The organism is Pseudomonas sp. NPDC089743, from assembly GCF_044748785.1.
GTDB lineage: Bacteria > Pseudomonadota > Gammaproteobacteria > Pseudomonadales > Pseudomonadaceae > Aquipseudomonas > Aquipseudomonas putida_X.
In genome coordinates this window covers 313,050-334,124 of the sequence record NZ_JBIVGS010000005.1, presented here as the reverse complement: position 1 = coordinate 334,124, position 21,075 = coordinate 313,050, and the positions used below count along the sequence as shown (strand labels likewise).

21 protein-coding genes are annotated in these 21,075 nt (G+C 62.6%); 10 read left to right on the top strand and 11 right to left on the bottom strand.

The genetic code is table 11. From position 1 onward, the window contains the following. The 4 genes from ACIPZC_RS12490 (at position 1) to ACIPZC_RS12475 (ending at position 4,887) form a co-directional block, all read left to right on the top strand. A complete protein-coding gene (locus ACIPZC_RS12490; protein WP_400627194.1) occupies positions 1-1,536 on the top strand; it encodes an inactive transglutaminase family protein in 1,536 nt (511 codons plus the stop codon). Next, entirely contained in the window at positions 1,536-2,519 is a 984-nt protein-coding gene (locus tag ACIPZC_RS12485) for an alpha-L-glutamate ligase-like protein (RefSeq protein ID WP_241803254.1), read from the top strand. Before ACIPZC_RS12490 ends, ACIPZC_RS12485 begins: the two co-directional genes overlap by 1 nt. A 171-nt stretch (positions 2,520-2,690) precedes the next feature. Next, a complete protein-coding gene (gene pabB / locus ACIPZC_RS12480; RefSeq protein ID WP_400627192.1) occupies positions 2,691-4,034 on the top strand; it encodes an aminodeoxychorismate synthase component I in 1,344 nt (447 codons plus the stop codon). A 118-nt stretch (positions 4,035-4,152) separates the two neighbouring features. Continuing rightward, positions 4,153-4,887 carry a phosphoadenylyl-sulfate reductase gene (locus ACIPZC_RS12475; protein WP_241803252.1) on the top strand — a complete coding sequence of 245 codons (735 nt, stop codon included), beginning with the start codon at positions 4,153-4,155 and terminating at the stop codon, positions 4,885-4,887. Positions 4,888-5,024: 137 nt separating this feature from the next. On the opposite strand, the gene cysB is transcribed toward ACIPZC_RS12475, so the two are convergent. The 3 genes from cysB to ACIPZC_RS12460 form a co-directional block, all read right to left on the bottom strand. Further along, positions 5,025-5,999, bottom strand: coding sequence for an HTH-type transcriptional regulator CysB (cysB, locus tag ACIPZC_RS12470; protein WP_241803251.1), 975 nt, complete (start codon positions 5,997-5,999; stop codon positions 5,025-5,027). 129 nt (positions 6,000-6,128) lie between these two features. Next, a complete protein-coding gene (locus ACIPZC_RS12465; RefSeq protein WP_241803250.1) occupies positions 6,129-6,626 on the bottom strand; it encodes a universal stress protein in 498 nt (165 codons plus the stop codon). A 103-nt stretch (positions 6,627-6,729) separates the two neighbouring features. After that, positions 6,730-7,677: a putative 2-dehydropantoate 2-reductase gene (locus ACIPZC_RS12460; RefSeq protein WP_241803249.1), complete on the bottom strand. Its 948-nt coding sequence runs from the start codon at positions 7,675-7,677 to the stop codon at positions 6,730-6,732. Between the two features lie 233 nt (positions 7,678-7,910). Between ACIPZC_RS12460 and ACIPZC_RS12455 the strand changes: the two genes are divergently transcribed. Then, complete coding sequence (locus tag ACIPZC_RS12455; RefSeq protein WP_241803248.1) at positions 7,911-8,987, top strand: 3-deoxy-7-phosphoheptulonate synthase; 1,077 nt, start codon at positions 7,911-7,913, stop codon at positions 8,985-8,987. A 63-nt stretch (positions 8,988-9,050) separates the two neighbouring features. On the opposite strand, the gene ACIPZC_RS12450 is transcribed toward ACIPZC_RS12455, so the two are convergent. Continuing rightward, on the bottom strand, positions 9,051-9,332 hold the full coding sequence (locus ACIPZC_RS12450; RefSeq protein ID WP_241803247.1) for a GNAT family N-acetyltransferase: 282 nt from the start codon (positions 9,330-9,332) through the stop codon (positions 9,051-9,053). Between the two features lie 519 nt (positions 9,333-9,851). Here ACIPZC_RS12450 and ACIPZC_RS12445 point away from each other — a divergent pair. Next, entirely contained in the window at positions 9,852-10,103 is a 252-nt protein-coding gene (locus tag ACIPZC_RS12445) for an Lpp/OprI family alanine-zipper lipoprotein (RefSeq protein WP_003250288.1), read from the top strand. 140 nt (positions 10,104-10,243) lie between these two features. Here the strand turns inward: ACIPZC_RS12445 and ACIPZC_RS12440 are convergent, their stop codons facing one another. From ACIPZC_RS12440 to ACIPZC_RS12430, 3 genes are all read right to left on the bottom strand, one after another. Beyond that, entirely contained in the window at positions 10,244-11,221 is a 978-nt protein-coding gene (locus ACIPZC_RS12440; protein ID WP_241803245.1) for a L,D-transpeptidase family protein, read from the bottom strand. A 131-nt stretch (positions 11,222-11,352) separates the two neighbouring features. Beyond that, entirely contained in the window at positions 11,353-11,634 is a 282-nt protein-coding gene (locus tag ACIPZC_RS12435) for a hypothetical protein (RefSeq protein ID WP_039601335.1), read from the bottom strand. Between the two features lie 58 nt (positions 11,635-11,692). After that, on the bottom strand, positions 11,693-12,298 hold the full coding sequence (locus tag ACIPZC_RS12430; protein ID WP_241803243.1) for an arylesterase: 606 nt from the start codon (positions 12,296-12,298) through the stop codon (positions 11,693-11,695). A 10-nt stretch (positions 12,299-12,308) separates the two neighbouring features. Between ACIPZC_RS12430 and ACIPZC_RS12425 the strand changes: the two genes are divergently transcribed. Next, positions 12,309-12,992, top strand: coding sequence for an ABC transporter ATP-binding protein (locus ACIPZC_RS12425; protein WP_012313661.1), 684 nt, complete (start codon positions 12,309-12,311; stop codon positions 12,990-12,992). Continuing rightward, complete coding sequence (locus ACIPZC_RS12420; RefSeq protein ID WP_400627186.1) at positions 12,992-15,499, top strand: ABC transporter permease; 2,508 nt, start codon at positions 12,992-12,994, stop codon at positions 15,497-15,499. Before ACIPZC_RS12425 ends, ACIPZC_RS12420 begins: the two co-directional genes overlap by 1 nt. A 41-nt stretch (positions 15,500-15,540) precedes the next feature. Here ACIPZC_RS12420 and greB read toward each other — a convergent pair whose 3' ends face one another. From greB to ACIPZC_RS12400, 4 genes are all read right to left on the bottom strand, one after another. Beyond that, positions 15,541-16,023 carry a transcription elongation factor GreB gene (gene greB, locus ACIPZC_RS12415; RefSeq protein WP_241803240.1) on the bottom strand — a complete coding sequence of 161 codons (483 nt, stop codon included), beginning with the start codon at positions 16,021-16,023 and terminating at the stop codon, positions 15,541-15,543. Positions 16,024-16,034: 11 nt separating this feature from the next. Beyond that, positions 16,035-16,343 (bottom strand): hypothetical protein, encoded by a 309-nt coding sequence (locus ACIPZC_RS12410; RefSeq protein ID WP_400627184.1) that lies wholly within the window; start codon positions 16,341-16,343, stop codon positions 16,035-16,037. A gap of 214 nt (positions 16,344-16,557) precedes the next feature. Next, positions 16,558-16,992, bottom strand: a complete 435-nt coding sequence (locus ACIPZC_RS12405; RefSeq protein WP_039601342.1) for a DoxX family protein — start codon at positions 16,990-16,992, stop codon at positions 16,558-16,560. 114 nt (positions 16,993-17,106) lie between these two features. After that, entirely contained in the window at positions 17,107-18,513 is a 1,407-nt protein-coding gene (locus ACIPZC_RS12400) for a transglycosylase SLT domain-containing protein (RefSeq protein WP_400627182.1), read from the bottom strand. Between the two features lie 157 nt (positions 18,514-18,670). Here ACIPZC_RS12400 and ACIPZC_RS12395 point away from each other — a divergent pair, with 157 nt between their 5' ends. Both ACIPZC_RS12395 and ACIPZC_RS12390 read left to right on the top strand, forming a co-directional pair. Continuing rightward, positions 18,671-19,468, top strand: a complete 798-nt coding sequence (locus tag ACIPZC_RS12395) for a TatD family hydrolase (protein ID WP_400627180.1) — start codon at positions 18,671-18,673, stop codon at positions 19,466-19,468. Positions 19,469-19,577: 109 nt separating this feature from the next. Then, positions 19,578-21,056 carry a methyl-accepting chemotaxis protein gene (locus ACIPZC_RS12390; RefSeq protein ID WP_400627178.1) on the top strand — a complete coding sequence of 493 codons (1,479 nt, stop codon included), beginning with the start codon at positions 19,578-19,580 and terminating at the stop codon, positions 21,054-21,056. Positions 21,057-21,075 lie beyond the last annotated feature (19 nt).

The window sequence follows — 21,075 nt, the reverse complement described above, 5'->3', positions numbered from 1 at the left end:
ATGCGCTCTCTTACCCTCCATCTGAAAGTCCTGATCACCGCACTGGTGCTGCTGGGCGTGGCGGTCACGGCTTATCAGATCTTCTTCCTCGGCATCCCGGTGACCGAAGACGAAACCGACGACCTCTGGAACATCGACGCCAAGGTCGAGTTCGTCGCCAACAGCAAGGACCCGGTCAAGGTACAAATGTTCGTACCGCCGCTGAACCGCGACTACGTCAGCCTCAACGAGAGCTTCATCTCCAACAACTACGGGGTCAGCGTCAACCGCGCCGATGGCAACCGCAAGGTAACCTGGTCGGCCCGCCGCGCCAGCGGCAACCAGACCCTCTACTACCGCCTGGTGCTGACCAAGCGCTACAGCAGCGAAAAGTCCGCCATCAAAGGCCCGACCTTCCGCGATAGCCTGGCGGTAGAAGGCCCTGAGAAGATCGCCGCGGAAGCGCTGATGGCGCCGATCCGCCAGCATTCCGCCGACGTCGAGACCTTCGTCAGCGAAACCATCAAGCGGGTCAACAACCTCAACGACGACAACGTCAAGCTGCTGCTGGCCGGCGATACCTCGCCCATGAAGAAGGCCCAGGTCATCGACCTGCTGCTGTCGATCGCGCATGTGCCGATGGAGAAGGTCCATACCATCCGCCTGGTGGCCGATACGCCGCAGTCCCCCGAGCTCTGGCTGCGCAGCTTCAACGGCAACGACTGGCTGTACTTCAATCCGGACACCGGTGAGCAGGGCCTGCCCAGCGACCGCCTGTTGTGGTGGACCGGTGATGACAACCTGGTCACCGTCGATGGCGGCAAGAAAGCCAACGTCACGTTCAGCATGAACAACAGCGAGATGAACGCCATCCGCCTGGCCAAGCTGACCGACGAGAACACCGACGCCGACTTCCTCGAATACTCGCTGTACGGCCTGCCGCTGCAGACCCAGCAGACCTTCATGATCATGGTGATGATCCCGATCGGCGTGCTGGTGATCCTGGTGCTGCGCAACCTGATCGGCATCCAGACCCTGGGCACGTTCACACCGGTCCTGATCGCCCTGGCGTTCCGCGAGACCCAACTGGGCTTCGGCATCGTGCTGTTCACCGTCATCACGGCATTGGGCTTGTCGCTGCGCTCCTACCTGGAGCATCTCAAGCTGCAGATGCTGCCGCGCCTCTCGGTGGTACTGACCTTCGTCGTGGTATTGATTGCCGCCATCAGCCTGTTCAGCCACAAGCTGGGGCTGGAGCGCGGCCTGTCGGTGGCGCTGTTCCCGATGGTGATCCTGACCATGACCATCGAACGCCTGTCGATCACCTGGGAAGAACGTGGCGGCGGCCATGCCATGAAAGTGGCGATCGGCACCCTGTTCGCAGCGTCGCTTGCCCACCTGCTGATGATGGTGCCGGAGTTGGTGTACTTCGTCTTCACCTTCCCGGCGGTACTGCTGGTCCTGGTGGGCTTCATGCTGGCGATGGGTCGCTACCGCGGCTACCGCCTGACCGAGCTGGTGCGCTTCAAGGCATTCCTGAAGAAGGCTGACGCCTGATGTTTGGCCTGATCAAGACGTGGAAAGCCCTGGAGGCCCGGGGCATCATGGGTATCAACCGCCGCAATGCGGACTATGTGCTCAAGTACAACAAGCGCAACCTGTACCCGATCGTCGACGACAAGATCATCACCAAGGAGCGTGCGCTGGCAGCAGGCATTCACGTGCCTGAAATGTACGGCATCATCGAGACCGAGAAGCAGATCGACAAGCTTCACCAGATCATCGGCGGGCGCAACGATTTCGTCATCAAGCCGGCCCAGGGCGCCGGCGGTGACGGCATCCTGGTGATTGCCGACCGTTTCGAGGACCGCTACCGCACCGTTTCCGGCAAGATCATCAGCCATGAAGAGATCGAGCATCAGGTCTCCAGCATCCTTACCGGCCTGTACTCGCTCGGCGGGCATCGCGACCGCGCGCTGATCGAGTACCGGGTAACCCCCGACCAGATCTTCAAGAGCATCAGCTACGAAGGCGTGCCTGACATCCGCATCATCGTGCTGATGGGCTACCCGGTGATGGCCATGTTGCGGCTGCCAACCCGCCAGTCCGGCGGCAAGGCCAACCTGCACCAGGGCGCCATCGGTGTAGGCGTGGACCTGGCCACCGGAGTGACCCTGCGCGGCACCTGGCTGAACAACATCATCAGCAAGCACCCGGACACTACAAATGCGGTAGATGGCGTACAGCTGCCGAACTGGGAAGGCTTCATGAAGCTGGCCGCCGGCTGCTATGAGCTGTGCGGCCTGGGCTACATCGGTGTGGACATGGTGCTGGACCAGGACAAGGGGCCATTGATTCTCGAACTCAATGCTCGCCCAGGGCTGAACATCCAGATCGCCAACGACACCGGACTGACCCAGCGCACCCATGCCATCGAGGCGCACATCGAGGCGCTGGCCAAGGACGGTGTAACCGAGGATGCCGAACAGCGCGTGCGGGTGGCGCAAAGCCTGTTCGGGCACGTGCATCCGCACGGATAGCCTTGCCCCATCGCCGGCAAGCCGGCCCCCGCAGGATGGCTACGCAGCCTCTGGGGGCCGGTTTGCCGGCGATGGCTTCAATACACTGCCGGAAAATCACACTGGCGCTAGGCGCATTTCCAGCACAGGGCTACAATCGCCCTCCTCGCTTTTACATCGCCGTCCACACTGATGCCGACCTGTACGCTCTACCCCCTGCCCTACCAGCCCGAACCCGCCGCGTACTTCGCCCGCCTGCGCCAGGCGCCCGGAGCGATCCTGCTCGACAGCGCCCGGCCAGGCGCCGAGCGCGGCCGCTTCGACCTGCTCAGCGCCTGGCCGCTGCAACACTTGCGGGTACTGCCCGATGAAGATGGCCGTGCCTTCCTGCAACGGCTGCGCGCCAGCCTGAAACAACTTGGCCCTGCCCATTTGCCCGAGGGTGTCGAGCTGCCATTTGCCGGGGGCCTGATCGGCTACCTCAGCTACGACTTCGGCCGACGCCTGGAACACCTGCCGTGCCTGGCCAAGGATGATCTTGGCCTGCCCGACGCCCAGCTTGGCTTGTATGGCTGGGCGTTGGTGACCGATCACCAGCATGGCACCAGCCAACTGGTGTTCCACCCCCAGCTGGCTGATGACGAGCGTGAGCGGCTGATCGCCTTGTTTGAAAAACCCGATGACACTGCCAGCGGCGATTTCCACCTGCTCGCCGCCATGACAGGCGACTTGCAGCCTGGGCAATACAAGGCAGCATTCGACCAGGTTCAGCGCTACATACAGGCCGGTGATTGCTACCAGATCAACCTGACCCAACGCTTTCGTGCACCGTGCCAGGGCGACCCCTGGGGCGCCTACCAGGCAGTGCGCAAGGCCTGCCCGACGCCGTTCTCTGCTTACCAGCAACTGGCCGACGGCAGCGCTCTGTTGAGTTTTTCTCCAGAACGCTTCATCCGCGTCAGCCAGGGGCAGGTGGAGACCCGGCCGATCAAGGGCACCCGCCCGCGCTCGGCCGACCCGGCTGAAGACGCCCGCAATGCCGAGGCGCTGCGCCACAGCCCCAAGGACCGCTCGGAAAACCTGATGATCGTCGACCTGCTGCGTAACGACCTGGGTCGCACTTGCCAGATCGGTTCGGTGAGGGTGCCGGAGCTGTTCAGCCTGGAAAGCTACCCCAACGTGCACCATCTGGTCAGCAGCATCACCGGGCAACTGGCCATCGACAAGGACGCACTGGACCTGATCGGCGACAGCTTCCCTGGCGGCTCGATCACCGGCGCCCCCAAGATCCGCGCCATGCAGATCATCGACGAGCTGGAGCCCAGCCGTCGCGCGCTGTATTGCGGGTCCTTGCTGTACGTGGATGTGCGCGGTGAGATGGACAGCTCCATTGCCATTCGCAGCCTACTGATCAAGGACGGCCAGGTCAGCTGCTGGGGCGGTGGCGCGGTGGTGGCGGACTCTGACTGGCAATCGGAATACGAAGAGTCGATCGCCAAGGTGCGGGTATTGATGGAAACCTTGCAGAGTCTGTAACCCAGCGCTGGCTACCCCAGCCCAGGGCCGGTACAGGCACAGCGTCTAGCCTGCCATTTTTTGTTACCATCACTTCATTACGAGCGCACAGCGCCACAGCCAAGATGGAAACCGCCTGATGAGCCAACCCTTCGACGTCGCCGCCCTGGCCGCGACCTATGCCAGCAAATCCCCGCAGGACATCCTCAAGCTCGCCTTCGAGCACTTCGGCGACGACCTATGGATCTCTTTCAGCGGCGCCGAGGACGTGGTGCTGGTCGACATGGCCTGGAAACTGAACAAGCAGGTCAAGGTGTTCAGCCTCGACACAGGCCGCCTGCACCCTGAGACTTACCGGTTCATCGACCAGGTGCGCGAGCAGTACAACCTGCCGATCGAGATCCTCAGCCCGGATCGCGCGAAACTCGACCCGTTCGTCCAGGAAAAGGGCCTGTTCAGTTTCTACAAGGACGGCCATGGCGAGTGCTGCGGCATCCGCAAGATCGAGCCGCTGCGGCGCAAGCTAGCCACCGTCAGCGCCTGGGCCACCGGCCAGCGCCGCGACCAGAGCCCGGGCACCCGCAGCCAGGTGGCAGCACTGGAACTCGACAGTGCGTTCTCCACAGCAGAACGCCCCTTGTACAAATTCAACCCGCTGGCGCAGATGACCAGCGCGGAAGTCTGGGGCTACATTCGGATGCTCGAGCTGCCGTACAACAGCCTGCACGAACGCGGTTTCATTAGCATTGGTTGCGAGCCATGCACCCGCCCGGTGCTGCCGAACCAGCACGAGCGTGAAGGCCGCTGGTGGTGGGAAGAGTCGACCCAAAAGGAATGCGGCCTGCACGCCGGCAACCTCATCAGCAAGGCCTGAAGCAGCTGCAAGCTGCAAGCTGCAAGCCTCAAGCTGCAACTCTCCAGCCTCAAGAAGAAAGAGCAGCCCACGCGGACTGCTCTTTCTTGAAGCTTGCAGCTTGAAGCTTGCGGCTGCCCCCCCCCCCGCAGCTGCCGTCAATGCACAGGCAACTCAACCCCGGCAAACAGTTCTTCGAGCTCTTGCTTGTTGTGGCACTGGATGGCCTTGGCCATGACTTCACGGGTCAGGTGCGGCGCGAATTTTTCGATGAAATCGCACATGAAACCGCGCAGGAAGGTGCCGCGGCGGAAGCCGATCTTGGTGATACTGGCCTCGAACAGTTCACTGGCATCGAGCGCCACCAGGTCGCTGTCCAGCTTGCTGTCCACCGCCATCTTCGCCACGATGCCCACGCCCAGCCCCAGACGCACGTAAGTCTTGATCACGTCGGCGTCGGCAGCAGTGAACACCACCTTAGGTGTCAGGCCACGGTGATTGAAGGCCTCATCCAGCTTGGAGCGGCCAGTGAAACCGAACACATAGGTCACGATCGGGTATTCGGCGACCGCTTCCAGCGTCAGCTTCGGCAATTTGGTCAGCGGGTGGCCCTGCGGCACCACCACGCAACGGTTCCATTTGTAGCACGGCATCATGATCAGATCGCCAAACAGCTCCAGCGCCTCGGTGGCAATGGCGAAGTCGACGGTACCGTCCGCAGCCATCTCGGCAATCTGCATGGGCGAGCCCTGATGCATGTGCAGGGCCACTTCCGGGTACTGCTTGATGAAGCTGCTGATGATCGGCGGCAGCGCATAGCGCGCCTGAGTATGGGTGGTGGCGATGGACAACGTGCCCTTCTTCTCGTTGGAGAATTCCTGGGCGATCTGCTTGATGCTTTCGACCTTGCGCAGGATTTCGCCAGCGGTATTGATGATGCGCTCCCCCGCGGGAGTGACACGCGTAAGATGCTTGCCGCTGCGGGCAAACACTTCAACACCCAGCTCATCCTCGAGCAGGCGAATCTGCTTGCTGATCCCCGGCTGTGAGGTATACAGACTTTGCGCCGTCGCGGAGACGTTGAGGTCGTGGTGCGCCACTTCCCAGATGTAGCGCAATTGTTGAAGCTTCATAGGTTCCCCTCGAATCAGCGGTAAGTCAGCGGCAGCAAGCAGCGACGATATATAACTATATTAGTGGCTACCGAAATAAAAATAGAACTATTTTGTTACATGCCACTCCGAAACTGCCTACCACCACCTTCACGTTTTCCTACGACCGAGATGTTGCGAAAGTGGCACCATGTACACCGGCACCGTGGATAACTGCAGCAAGCGCACAGCCGTTCGACCGACTGGCACGTCCACCCCGGCACCGGCGCTGTGGCTGCCAAAAATCAGCAGGTCGACACTCAAACGCTGCGCCTGCTCCAGGATGACCTGGGCCGGATCACCCTGGCGCACCCGAACCGCCTTGATCACCGCCAGGTCCGCGTCCTCGCCCAATTCCTCACGGAAGTTCTCCAGCACACGCTGCTCGATGTTAGCCATCACTGTATTGACACCCTCACTGTGCAACGCGTCGAGCGTCTGCTCATCGAGGTAGCTTTGCAAAAGGGATTCGGCGAACTGCCCCATGGGCTCTACGGCATGAATCACATACAGTTCCGCGCCGAACGTGCGGGCCAGGGCCAATGCGTGCTGCATGACAAAAGGGGCGTAGACACCGAGGTCGGTGGCGTACAGCATGGAGCGGATCATTCGACCTCCTCGACTGCCGTGGCGGCAGAGCAAGCTTCAGCTTAGCAGCGCGCCGGGCGCGCGCTCGGCCGCCCGGCGCACTGCCAATGCGGGCTGTAGAGGTTCAGCCAGCACGATTGGCGCGGTCGACGAAAGCCAGTGCCTGGTAGAGCATCTGCATGCGCGGCAGGCTGCAGCCTGCCGCTTGCGCCCGGGCCAGAGGCTCGGCATAGATAGCCTGGAGTTCCAGCGGCCGCTGCTGGACGTGATCGTGGTACATGCTCGGCCAGTAGTCGGGCATCTGCTCGGTGATCCGGAACAAGTGCTCGGCATAACCGGCTGGCAGCTCATGACCGCAGGCAGCAGCGCCCTGAACCACCTCGGCCATCAGTGCCCGAACAAGCTCACGGCTGTCAGCATCGGCCATCAGCGGCGAAGTACTGGCACCGAGCAACACCGAAAGGCCGTTGTAGGGGACGTTCCACACCAGCTTCTGCCAGCGCGCCTGGCCGAGGTCGTCCATGGCCTGGGAGTCGACACCCGCAGCGCGGAACAGCCTGGCGCCCTCCTCTACGATGCTCACCCCCCCATCGCTGGCGGGGCCGCTGTGATAGCCCAGGTTGACTGCGCCCAGCGCCTGATGGCGTATCACACCAGGGCTCACACGGTTGACACAGATGAAGCATAAGCCACCGAGCAAGTGCAGATTGTCGGGCAACGCTGGCCGTAGCTGTTCCTCGACACCCAAACCGTTCTGCAGCAGCACCACCTTGGCATCGGGTGCCGAAGCCTGCGCAATCAGCGGCGCCAATTCGCCATTGCTGGTGGCTTTTGTGCCTACCAGCAACCAGTCGCACGGCGGCATGTCGGCAACGCTGGAATACGCCTGAACCGGCATGCGCCAGTCCCCGTGCACAGCGCTTTCCAGCCTCAGGCCATGCGCTCGAACCTCGGCAAATTCGCTGCGCAGCAGAAAATGCACGTCGAACCCGGCCCGCGCCAGCATCAGGCCATAAAAGCCGCCGATGGCACCACTGCCAATAATGCCGATGCGTGGTTTGCGAGGGTCCATGCTGATCTCCTGATCAATGTCGGTGTGCTTTTCTACACCGATTGAGGCGTTTTGCGCACCTAAATAGCAGTACAAGCTTATTGCACCAGGGAAAAACCCTGCACAGGCGCACTGCAGCCCATTGTCGCGCCCCCTGTAACGCGCTAAGGTTCGGCTCCCCGCTGCGAACATTCTTGCTGCTGGGCCGCACGGGGATTGCTGGCGGCCGGCACCGTGACCTGACGAGTAACACGATGGCTGATTTACCGATCGACGACCTTAACGTTGCCTCCAACGAGACTTTGATCACCCCCGATCAGCTCAAGAAGGAAATCCCTCTCAGCGCCAAAGCCTTGCAGACCGTTACTGCCGGCCGCGAAGTGGTGCGCAATATCCTCGACGGCAAAGACCATCGCCTGTTCGTAGTGGTCGGCCCCTGCTCGATCCACGACATCAAGGCCGCTCACGAATACGCCGAGCGTCTCAAGGTGCTGGCAGAGGAAGTTTCCGACACGCTGTACCTGGTAATGCGTGTTTATTTCGAGAAGCCGCGCACCACGGTGGGCTGGAAAGGCCTGATCAACGATCCTTATCTGGATGACTCGTTCAAGATCCAGGACGGCCTGCACATCGGCCGCCAACTGCTGCTGGACCTGGCCGAGATGGGCTTGCCGACCGCCACTGAAGCGCTCGACCCGATCTCACCGCAGTACCTGCAAGACCTGATCAGCTGGTCGGCCATTGGCGCGCGCACCACCGAATCCCAGACCCACCGCGAGATGGCCTCGGGCCTTTCCTCGGCGGTTGGCTTCAAGAACGGCACCGATGGCGGCCTGACCGTGGCCATCAATGCCCTTCAGTCGGTATCCAAGCCGCACCGGTTCCTGGGCATCAACCAGGAAGGTGGCGTATCCATCGTCACTACCAAGGGCAACCCGTACGGCCACGTAGTACTGCGTGGCGGCAATGGCAAGCCGAACTACGACTCGGTGAGCGTTGCGCTTTGCGAGCAGGACCTGGCCAAGGCGAAGATCAAGGCCAACATCATGGTCGACTGCAGCCACGCCAACTCCAACAAGGACCCGGCCTTGCAGCCGCTGGTCATGGAGAACGTCGCCAACCAGATCCTCGAAGGCAACCAGTCGATCATTGGTCTGATGGTCGAAAGCCACCTGAACTGGGGCGCCCAGTCGATCCCGAAGAATTTGGAAGATCTGCAGTACGGCGTATCGGTCACCGACGCCTGCATCGACTGGCCTGCCACCGAGAAAACCCTGCGCAGCATGCACGCCAAGCTCAAGGATGTACTGCCCCAGCGCAAGCGCGGCTGAGCTTTGCCAGAAAACGAAACGCCGGGCATTGCCCGGCGTTTTTGCATGTAGAGCCCAGCCCGGTCAGGCCTTGCTCGAATGACGCTGCTTGCGCTCCATGTAGCGCTCAACGTACGAGCAGGAAGGAATCACCGTGTAGCCCATCTGGTCGGCGTACTCCAGGGCCTTTTCGGTCAGCGCTGCAGCGATCCCTCGGCCGCGCAGGGCGTTTGGAACGAAGGTGCGATAGATATCCAGCGTCTGCTTGCCCAGATCCATGTACGTCAGGTAGGCACGATGACCGTCCACGTTGGTCTCGAACTGATGACCGGCCTGGTCATGGTGGATGGTCAGCGCTTCACTCATCACTACTCCTCGCAGGTCTTTTGGGCAGACCTTTACCTTAACCGATGGTGGTGTATCCGGCGGAGGAACCCGTTCGTGCAGAGCCTGCGCCACCTCTTGCCCCTTCGACCGCAGCCCGATTGCAATGGTTCTTCCGGGCCCGGCCATCAAATAGTAGGCACGGCACCCCGGATTGCTCAAGGTGGCATCGGTTAAAAGTCACCGCCATGGGCAGCAAACCCTGCACGAACTGACCAGCAACATCGGCCGGACACTCTTGGGCTTTAGACGCACAGGGACCTTTAAAGTCACCGTTAGTTCAACAAAAAAGTTCCCATACAACAATCGCTTGCGCCGCCTGTACTGGCTGTTCGGAAAAAGCCTGGAAACCTTGTCAACCACTCCCTTCAGCAACATTTTTTTTACCATTCTTGCGCTCAGTCAGTTTACTTACTACAAGTAATGGGTACTATGTACGCCGGCCAGTTTCTCTTTCCTGAGAGATGGCTATTTAATAGAAAGTCCTTGAAGGGGAACACGATGAACAACGTTCTGAAATTCTCTGCTCTGGCTCTGGCCGCAGTTCTGGCTACCGGTTGCAGCAGCGTATCCAAAGAAACCGAAGCTCGTCTGACTGCGACTGAAGACGCAGCCGCTCGCGCTCAAGCCCGTGCTGACGAAGCCTACCGTAAGGCTGACGATGCAATGGCAGCCGCTCAGAAGGCTCAGCAGACCGCTGACGAAGCCAACGAGCGCGCCCTGCGTATGCTGGACAAAGCCAGCCGCAAGTAATAGTCCTCACGGATTGTTAAGAAGCCGACCCACTAGTGGGGTCGGCTTTTTTATTGCCGCTACAAAAGCAAACAGCACAAATGAAAAAGCCTGCACCAGGCGTTTGACCTGAGCAGGCTTCAGTCCTGTCGCCCTAAGGCTTACTGCAGTTCTGGAGGAATGCTCGACACCATCGGAGCCGCACCCTGGTTGTCGACGGGCACGGCAATTTCTACCGGCATGCCATCTTCTGCGGCGACCACGTCGCGAACCATGTCCCAGTTCATGCGTACATTGTTGGCAAGGTCTTCACGCTTGAGCAGTGCATTGATGACCGCAGTGTGCTTGTCGACCACCGAAGGATCGCCGTGATCGTCGAGCGGCGTATGCGCTTCGAGGTATACCTTGCCACCACTGATGCCGAACTTGTACGGCTCGTTGATGATGCGCACTGGAGTACCGACCGGGACCATCTTCGACAGCTCCAGCACATTGTTGTTGAACATGCGGAAGCAGCCGTGGCTGGTGCGCATGCCAATGCCGAACTTCTTGTTCGAGCCGTGAATCAGATAACCCGGCACGCCCAGGGTGAACTTGTAAGGCCCCAGCGGGTTGTCTGGCCCGGCCGGCACCACGGTCGGCAGGATGTCACCATCGGCGGCGTGTTCGGCACGGATCGAAGCCGGTGGCGTCCAGGTCGGGTTTGGGGTCTTGGCAATGATCTTGGTGTTGGCGATGGGGGAACCCCAGCCTTCACGACCGATTCCCAGCGGGAAGGTGTACACCACGCTCTGCCCTTTGGGGAAGTAGTACAGCCGGTATTCGGCAAGGTTGATGACCACGCCCTCGCGAGGCCCCGGCGGGAGCACATAACGGGTCGGCAGGATGATCTCGGTACCGGCGCCCGGCAGCCATGGGTCCACCCCCGGGTTGGCGGCGATCATCTCCAGGTAGCCGAGGTCGTTGGCAGTGCCGATGTCGGCAAAGGTGTCCTCGTACTTGGCCTTGATCACCTGCACCTGGCCAACGACGTCTTCACCGGGAGGCGGCAACGGCAACTCCAGGGCAACGGCGGGGCCTGCTACCAGCAGGCCGGCCAGGGTCAGGCAGCGGGTGACGGCGGGAAAGCGCGGCAACATCCGGTAAATCCTTCGAAAGGTGGGTCAAGAGAATCGATTGTACACCCCCACCGGACCAAGCGGGAGCCACAGGGGGTTTCCATGCGTTTCAGATGATGAAAGGCGCTCGCAGTTTCAGGCCAAGGGTTGCATCAAAGTTGCGGCCATACCGGGCGCATGCCGCGGCGCTGCGCGTCGAGAATCGCCCGGCACAGGTCGCACAGACGGCCGTCACGGTAGATCGAGCGCGGCACGCCGGACCAGCGAGGCTGTGCCGGTAGCAAGCCACCACACAGGGTGCGATCGACCGGCACACCCAGTTCGAGCTGCCGGGCGACAAGGTGAACGCGGATTTCCTGGCAGGCGAACAGATCGAGCTGCTCATCGGGCTCGATCAGTTGGTAGGCATACAAGGACCAGGCAGGGCGCGGCATTGGGGGCTCTCGAAACGGGGGGCGCAACATTAGCCGAAAGCCGGCCCCGTTTAAAGCGTCAGAGCAAGGGTTTTATCGCCGGCCAGGCATTTTCCAGCAAGCGCTGCTGGGCCCCCTGCGCCGGATGGATGCCATCGGCCTGCATCATCTCTGGCACACCCCCCACGCCCTCGAGGAAAAACGGCACCAGCGCCACCTGTTTCTCCGCTGCCAGCTGTTCATACACCTTGGCGAACGCCGTGGTGTAGCGCACCCCATAATTGGGCGGCAGACGCATGCCCAGGAGCACGACCTTGGCCCCGGACTCGCGTGACCGCTCGATCATCGAGGCAAGATTTTGTTGCAATTGCTCTGGCGGCTGCCCGCGCAGGCCATCGTTGCCGCCCAATTCCAGCACCACCAAGCTAGGCTTGTGCGCTGCAAGCAGCGCCGGCAGCCGCGCCTGGCCCCCTGCACTGGTGTCGCCGCTGATCGAGGCGTTGACCACGCGATCATCGAAACCTTCGTCCTTGAGCCGGGTCTGCAACAAAGAGACCCACCCTTGGCGGGTATCCAGGCCAAAACCGGCACTGATACTATCGCCGACGACCAGCAATGTTCCCGCCGCCGCGCTCTGGGCCAGGCAATACAGGGCCAGACCGGCACTCAACCACCACACTCGCATTGGATTCTCCATGGGCCCTAGCATTCTCGTTGCGCAGAACCTTAGCAAAGTGGTCCCCAGTGCGGAAGGTGACCTGACCATCCTGCACGCACTCTCCCTCGACCTCGCCCAAGGTGACAGCCTGGCCATCGTCGGCGCCTCCGGTTCGGGCAAGTCGACCCTGCTCGGGCTGCTCGCCGGCCTCGATCGCCCCAGCGCCGGCAAGGTCATCCTCGCCGGGCATGACCTCGGGCCGCTGGACGAAGACCAGCGCGCCCGGGTACGCGCCGAGCACGTCGGTTTCGTCTTCCAGTCGTTCCAGCTGCTCGACAGCCTCAATGCCCTGGAGAACGTCATGCTGCCACTGGAACTGGACGGCCGCCGAGATGCTCGCGAACAGGCCCGCACCCTGCTCGAACGTGTCGGCCTGGGCAAGCGCCTGACCCACACGCCACGCCAGTTGTCCGGTGGCGAACAGCAGCGGGTGGCCATTGCCCGGGCCTTCGCCGCCCAGCCTGCGGTGCTGTTCGCCGACGAACCCACCGGCAACCTCGACAGCCACACTGGCGAGCGTATCAGCGACCTGCTGTTCGACCTGAACAAGGAACGCGGCACCACTCTGGTTCTGGTTACCCATGACGAACGCCTGGCCAGCCGCTGCCGGCGCCTGATACGACTGGAAGCAGGCCGCCTGGTGGCGCCGGTGGAGGCCTGATGAAGCACATGCCGCTTTCCCGCTTGTGCGGCCTGGCGCTGCGCCAGTTGTTGCGCGACATCCGCGCCAGCGAAGTGCGCGTGCTGTTCTTCGCCCTGCTCGTGGCTGTAGCCGCCAGCACCGCCATCGGCTATTTCGGTGCTCGCCTCAATGGCGCCATGCAATTGCGCGCCAGCGAGTTCCTGGGCGCCGACCTGGTATTGCAAGGCAGTGCGCCAGCGCGTCAGGAGCAAATCGACACCGGTACCGCCCTGGGGCTGCGCCACGCGCGGGTCGTGGAGTTCACCAGCGTGGTCGGTGGTGACGCCGGCATTCAGCTGTCGAGCATCAAAGCCGCCGATGGCGCCTACCCCCTGCGTGGCCAGGTACGCAGTGCACCGGCGCCTTATGCCACGGAGACACCCGGCGGCGGCCCGCCGCCAGGCGAGGCCTGGGTCGAGCCGCGCTTGCTCGCTGCCCTTGGCCTGAGCATTGGCGACAGCATCGATGTCGGCATGAAGACCCTGCGCATGGGCCGCGTACTGACCTACGAGCCGGACCGCGCCAACAATTTCTACAGCCTCACCCCGCGGGTGATGATGAACCTCGCCGACCTGGAGGCCACCGGGGTTATCCAGCCCGGCAGCCGGGTCAGCTACCGTGAGCTGTGGCGCGGGGATGCCCAGGCCCTGGCGCAGTACCGCCAGGGGCTGGAGAAGACGCTCGCGGCCAACCAGCGCCTGCTCGACACCCGCGATGGTAACCGGCAGATCGGCGGCGCCCTGGGCAAGGCCGAGCGCTACCTGAACATGGCTAGCCTGGTGGCGGTGCTGCTGGCAGGGGTCGCCGTGGCACTGTCGGCCAGCCGCTATGCGGCCCGGCGCCTGGACGCCAGCGCACTGCTGCGCTGCCTGGGGCTGTCCCGCCATCAGGCATTGGGCCTGTACTGCCTGCAACTGGCCATGCTTGGCCTGCTGGCGGCACTGGTGGGCGCCCTGCTCGGCTGGCTGGCGCAACTGGGCCTGTTCCGCCTGTTGCACGGCCTGCTGCCGAGCGTGGTGCCGCCTGGCGGCATCGTCCCGGCCCTGGCCGGCATCGCCACCGGGCTAGTCGCCCTGGCCGGTTTCGCCCTGCCCCCGCTCGCGGCACTGGGCAAGGTGCCACCGCTGCGTGTACTGCGCCGTGATCTGCTGCCCGTACCGCCCAGCAGCTGGCTGGTCTATGGCGCCGCCCTGTTCGCGCTGGGCCTGATCATGTGGCGCCTGAGCCTCGACCTGCTGCTGACCTTCGCCCTGCTGGCAGGCGGGTTGCTTGCCGCGCTGGTACTGGGCGGCCTGCTGCTGGTTGGGCTACGCAGCCTGCGGCAACTGCTGGCAGGCGCCCCGCTACCCTGGCGCCTGGGCTTGGGCCAGTTGCTCCGCCACCCCATGGCTGCCGCAGGCCAGGCACTGGCGTTTGGCCTGATCCTGCTGGCCATGGCCCTGGTCGCCTTGCTGCGCGCCGAGTTGCTCGACACCTGGCAGGCGCAACTGCCCAAGGACGCCCCCAACTATTTCGCCCTGAACATCCTGCCCGATGACCGTGAGCCCTTTGCCCAGCGCCTGCACGAGGTGAACGCAGCCTCCGCGCCGCTTTATCCGGTGACGCCTGGCCGGCTGATCCAGATCAACGAGCAGCCCGTGCAACAGATCGTCAGCAAGGATTCGGCCGGCGAGCGTGCAGTTCAGCGCGACCTCAGCCTGACCTGGGCCGCCGACCTGCCGGCAGGCAATGCCTTGACCGCCGGCAATTGGTGGCGGGCGCTACCGGCTGGCGATGAAATCCCTGGCGTTTCGGTCGAGGCGGAACTTGCCGCCAGCCTGAAGGTGCAACTGGGCGACCTGTTGACCTTCGACATTGGCGGCGAACAACGCCAGGCACGGGTCAGCAGCCTGCGCAGCGTGCACTGGGACAGCTTCCAGCCGAACTTCTACATGATCTTCCAGCCGGGTACCCTCCAGGGGCTGCCGACCACCTACCTGACCAGCTTTTACCTTGCGCCGGGTCATGACCTGGATGTAGTGGCCCTGTCGCGGGCCTTCCCGGCGGTGACCATCCTGCAGGTCGATGCCTTGCTGGAGCAGCTACGCAGCATCCTCGCCCAGGTTACCCTGGCGGTGGAATATGTATTGCTGTTCGTCCTGGCGGCGGGGTTGGCCGTGCTGTTCGCAGGCTTGCAGGCAACGCTGGATGAACGCATTCGCCAAGGCGCGTTGCTGCGCGCGCTGGGCGCCGCCCGGCCGTTGCTGGTGAAAGCGCGGCGTATCGAGTTCGGGCTGCTGGGTGCGGCCAGCGGTGCGCTGGCAGCGCTAGGCTGTGAGTTGATTACCTTGGTGCTGTACCGCTATGCGTTCGACCTGCAGTGGGCTCCCCATCCGTGGCTGCTGGTACTGCCACTGGCGGGCGCGCTTTTGGTAGGCGGGGCTGGCGTGCTGGGGACACGGCGAGCGCTTAATGCCAGCCCGTTGGCGGTGCTCCGGGAGGGGTAGTCTCAAGCTGCAAGCATGAGCAGCTCAGCCTTGGCTTACAGCTAAAGCGCTGGCTGCTCATAACTGATGCTGGTCACATACCACGTCGCTTCGCCAGTAGGGGTGTGCACCACCACCTCATCACCCTCCTCTTTCTTGAGCAGGGCCCGCGCCATGGGCGAATCGATCGAGATATAGTCATTGCGCCCATAGATCTCGTCGTACCCGACGATGCGAAACTTCAGCGCTTCACCGTCATCATTTTCGATCTCGACCCAGGCACCGAAGAACACCCTGCCCTCCTGCTGCGGTGAATAGGCCACCACCTTGACGTCTTCGAGGCGCTTGCGCAGGTATCGGACCCGACGATCGATCTCGCGCAGCAACTTCTTGTTGTACTGGTAGTCGGCATTCTCACTGCGGTCCCCCAACGACGCAGCCCAGGCCACCTTCTGGGTGATTTCCGGGCGATACACCCGCCATAGATGATCCAGCTCTTTTTTGAGCGCTTCATGGCCTTGCGTCGTGATGATGTTGGTACTCAACAGCGCGTTCCTCAGCGTCGGGTAATCAGGCCCTGGCGTGCGATGCGGGTGAGATGGCCAATCACTTCGGCAGCGTGCTGTGCGGCAGGTGCCTGGATCACCGCCAGATCGAAGCGGTCGTTGCCGAACTGCTCCAGCCGGCATGCGGTTTCGGCAAACTGGATGAGGAAGGCGCGGGCCTGGCCTTTGCGACGGGACAAGCCTTCAAGATGACGCAAAAGCGTAGGCTGATGCTGGCCACCGAGCAGGATGCGCGGTGTGCGGGTAGCCTGGCTGACAGGCAATGGGCTCAAGCAGACACTGGTACGTGGGCAACTCATGGAGTACTTCTCCGCCTCGCAAATCCCGCTGGGCAGCGGTGGGAGGCGTCACCGAACCAGCGCTTTAGCGGTATTTCGGATGACCCGGGGCTGGGCATTCCTGCGCCCCGCAAGTAGCTGTTTAAATCGGCGCAGGCGGTATGCTAGAGCTACAAGCGGCAAGCTGCAAGCCCCAAGCTGAAAGTCATCAACTCAAGGCCTGCAGCATGAGGCTTCAGCGGGCGATCAAGCGGTCTACAGAGAAACGACCAGCGCCTTCGATCAGTACCGCGACGGTACCCGCCAGCAACGCCAGGGCGAACTCATAGCCATTGTTGGACATGAACAGGCCGTTGCCGATGTGTACCGAGAAGATTGCCACCACCAGCGTCACTGTCAGTGCCAGCGCCGCCGGGCGAGCCAGCAGGCCGATCACCAGGGCCAGGCCGCCGAAGAACTCGGCGCTGCCGGACAGCAGGGCCATCAGGTAGCCGGGGGCCAGGCCGATGCTCTCCATCCACTGGCCAGTGCCCTCCAACCCGTAGCCGCCGAACAGGCCGAAGAGTTTCTGTGCGCCGTGCGCCATGAAGATGATGCCGACCAGGATGCGAACCACGCTCAAGCCCAGGCCAGCGCGAGTGGAAAGCAGTTTGATGATTGCGTTGTTCATTGGGTGACTTCCTTGAAAGCTGCGATGTTGTGTTGGGATGGGCGCCATAATAATCGACCCAACAGATATTAAAATCGCAAAAAACCCAACATATAGATCGAATAAATCGATAGCTCAGCGTTTACCGCTTCGCTCCAACGTTGCACGGTCACGGTTGAACGCCAGGAAGTACTTGTTCACGCTATTGACGAAGTTGACTGGCCCCATGCCCACCTGCTCCATCGCAACCCGTTCGGTCTGGAAGAACCATTGATTGCCATTGAGCCCACGCTTGCGGGCCTCGACACGCATGGCCTGGACCCGCTCGGGCCCAAGGTTGTAGGCGGCCAGCACGAAGGCCATGCGCTCACGCTCGTTGATCTTCGGGCTGGCGAAGAACTTGCGGCGAATCAACGCCAGGTAACGGGCACTGGCCTGGACATTGCCATCAACCGTTGCGGTATTGCTGACCCCGACCCGCTGCGCTGCGGCAGGGGTGATCTGCATCAGGCCATGCGCCCCGCCACTGCCGCGCGCCGCCGGGTTGAGGGTCGACTCCTTGAAGGCCAACGCAGCCAGGTTCAGCCAGTCGATCTGTTGCGCCTGGCCATGCTTCTGCAGCACCGCCCGGACTGAAGCAAGGCGTTGACGGTCTTTGCGTGCGAGCGGGTTGTGCACGCGGTACTGGCGCCGATAGATGCGTTCGAAGGCCGCATCCTGGTTCTCGGGCGCCCGGTAGCCCTGCAGGAAGCGATCGACCGTAGCCTGCAGCAGCGTCGCATCGCGCCGCACATACCAGCGCATGGCTTGTGGCGGGCCCAGTTGCAGCCGGCTATGCAGGCGCAGGCGCGGCATTACCCGGGCCCAGCGCAGCGCGATCGGCCGCTCGACCACGGTCAGGTGATAGATGCCGGCCTGGACCATCTCCAGCACGTCCTCCACCGCCAGTGTCGAGTCGACCCATTCGATCTTGACCGGTGGGCGCTTGCGCAGCGCCAGGCGCTGGTTGACCTGCTGGATCAGCGCACCGGCGGCGCTGGCACTGGTCAACGCCACAGTGCGCCCGGACAACTGCTCGACACGGGTGAAACTGCGCTCGCCCTTGCGCCCCACCAACCACAACGGCACTTGGTCCAGGACCGGAGCACTGCTGTTCACGCCGCCGACCAGGCTCGGGTCGAGCAACTCGCCCGGGGCGGCCAGGTCGCCTTCACCACGCTGCAGCGCCCCTAGCAGTTGCTCTTTGGCTCTGGGGATGAGTTTGAGCCGTACCTGTTGTCCGTCGCTGGCCCGGGCGTTGAGGTAATGCTCAAGCGCACGCAAGCGGTAGTACTCGATACCGACGGGCTCGCCCTTGACCTCACCGGAGCTGTTGCGGCTTTGGTTGACCAGTACCCGCAGCACCTTGCTGGCGCGGATCTGTTCAAGGTCACGGGCCTTGTTCACCGGCACGTTGTGCTGCGGCCCCGGCAGGCGTGCGTAAGCGGGACCGACGAGCATCAGGCCAAGCGTCAGCAGCAGGGTGAGCAGGTATCGCAGCATGCGAAAACGTGTCCGAGGTCGGTGGGCAGCATCCATGTGTACGAGCCGCTCGTAATAAATGACGGTAAAAGACCATGGCAAACGTCTGAAGTTCTTGGTTTTTTCCGAAAATCGCGCTTTTTGCTATGCTGGCCGTCCCGCGGCACGAGGTAGCACCATGCAACTGATCGATATCGGCGTCAACCTGACCAATAGCAGTTTCCACGACCAGCAGGCCGCCATCGTCGAGCGCGCCATCGAAGCCGGCGTTGGGCAGATGATCCTCACCGGCACCAGCCTTGCGGTCAGCGAGCAAGCGCTTGAACTGTGCCAGCAACTGGACCCCGCCAGCGAGCACCTGTTCGCCACTGCCGGCGTACACCCGCACGACGCCAAAGCATGGGATGCCAACAGCGAGCAGCGACTGCGCCAGTTGTTGAGTGAGGCGCGTGTGCGCGCCGTTGGCGAGTGCGGTCTGGATTTCAACCGCGACTTCTCCCCTCGCCCACTTCAGGAAAAAGCCCTGGAAGCTCAGTTAGCGCTGGCCGCCGAGTTGCGCCTGCCGGTGTTCCTGCATGAGCGTGATGCGAGTGAGCGTTTGCTGGCGATTGTGAAGAACTACCGTGACCACCTGCCTGCCGCCGTAGTGCATTGTTTCACCGGCGAGCGCGACGCGCTGTTCGCCTACCTGGACATGGACCTGCACATTGGCATCACCGGCTGGATCTGTGACGAACGCCGCGGCACGCACTTGCACCCACTGGTGGGCAACATTCCCCGGGGGCGCCTGATGCTGGAAAGTGATGCCCCGTATCTGCTGCCGCGCAGCCTGCGACCGAAACCCAAGAGCGGGCGCAACGAGCCGGCGTTTTTGCCAGAAGTGCTGCGGGAGGTGGCGTTACACCGGGGCGAACCTGTTGAAGAGACCGCAGCACACACCACCGCAACGGCTCGGGCATTTTTCCAGCTGGCCTGATTGGGCATAAACGGTTTGTTGATACACGTCAAAACCTCCCAGGCGTGAGCGGGCACAATGATGGCACCTTGCCAATAATGTTTCCGCTCAACTCAGAGAAGACCTACCCATGGGTGCCTGGCTTAGCAATATTTCCCTGAAGTACAAATTCTGGGCCGTCAACGCAGTGGCCTTTGTCACCACCTTGATGCTGGTGCTGTTTGCCGTGTATCTGGAGCAGCGAGCCCGCGCTGAAGCGGTGCAGGCCCAGACGCAGTCCCAGGCAGAGCTGCTCGCCGCATGGCCGGCAGAGCGTGCCCTGCCCCGCCAGGCCAACGTGATCACCTGGCAACCCGGCCAGACCCCGACCTTTGCCGGCCAAAGCCTGGAGCCCCTGCGCCATGCACAAGGCTGGGTAGCCCTCCCGGCCGACTGGATCCTGGGCGATAACCCACTACGCGGCGCCCAGGTACTGCGCCATGGCGACCAGCAGGTGGCGGTACTGGCCCAGGCACCGAGCGTGCGCCAGGTGTTCCTCGACCGCTTTGCCAACTACGCGGTTTGTGTGCTGATCCTGATGCTGGCAATGCTCTGCGCCTCGCAACTGCTGATTCGCTTCCTGCTGAGCCAACTCAACACCCTCAAGGACGTCATGCTCCACGTGGAAAAAACGGGTGACCTGTCGGCCCGCGTGCCTCTGTCTTGTGGCGACGAAGTGGGCCAGATGGCAGGCGCCTTCAACGCCATGCAGTCGACCTACCACCGTGTGGTCAGCACCGTGGCACGCACTGCCGCGCAACTCGATTCGGGCGCCGCACGCCTGGCCTCGAGCATGAATGAGGTGCGCCACGGCATGCTCGGCCAGCAGAGCGAGACCGACCAGGCAGCCACCGCGATCAACGAGATGTCAGCCACCGTGCATCATATCGCCCAACATGCCGGCGCCACGCGCGACCTGTCGCAGACCGCCGACGTCCTTGCCGGCAGCGGCAAGCATGTCGTCGACCGCGTGCAGGACTCGATTGCAGGGCTGTCCAGCGGCGTGCAGCAGACCGCCGAGATGATCCGCCAACTGGCCGAGGACAGCCAAAAGATCAATGGCGTGGTCAACGTCATCCACAGCATCGCCGAACAGACCAACCTGCTGGCGCTGAACGCCGCCATCGAAGCAGCGCGTGCCGGCGACCTGGGCCGTGGCTTTGCGGTGGTCGCCGATGAAGTGCGCAGCCTGGCCAAACGCGTGCAAACCTCCACCGACGAAATCACCGGTATGGTTGCCGACCTGCAAGCCGGTACCCGGGATGCGGTGGAGTTCATGCAGGAAAGCTCTTACAAAGCTGACGACTGCGTGCGCCAGGCCCAGGAAGCCGGCGCAGCGCTGGCCGAAATAACTGGCGCGGTGGCGCAGATGCGCGAGAGCAACACCCAGATCGCCGTCGCCGCCGAACAGCAAAGCCAGGTGGCCGAAGAAATGAACCGGGCGGTAGTCAGCATCCGCGACGTTACCGAGGAAACCGTACAGCAGACTGTCGATTCGGCCACCACCAGCAGCGAGCTGGCGACCCTGGCCGGCGAGCTGAACAAGGCCATCGGCCAACTCAAACTATAATCACCATAGCCAGCCTCGA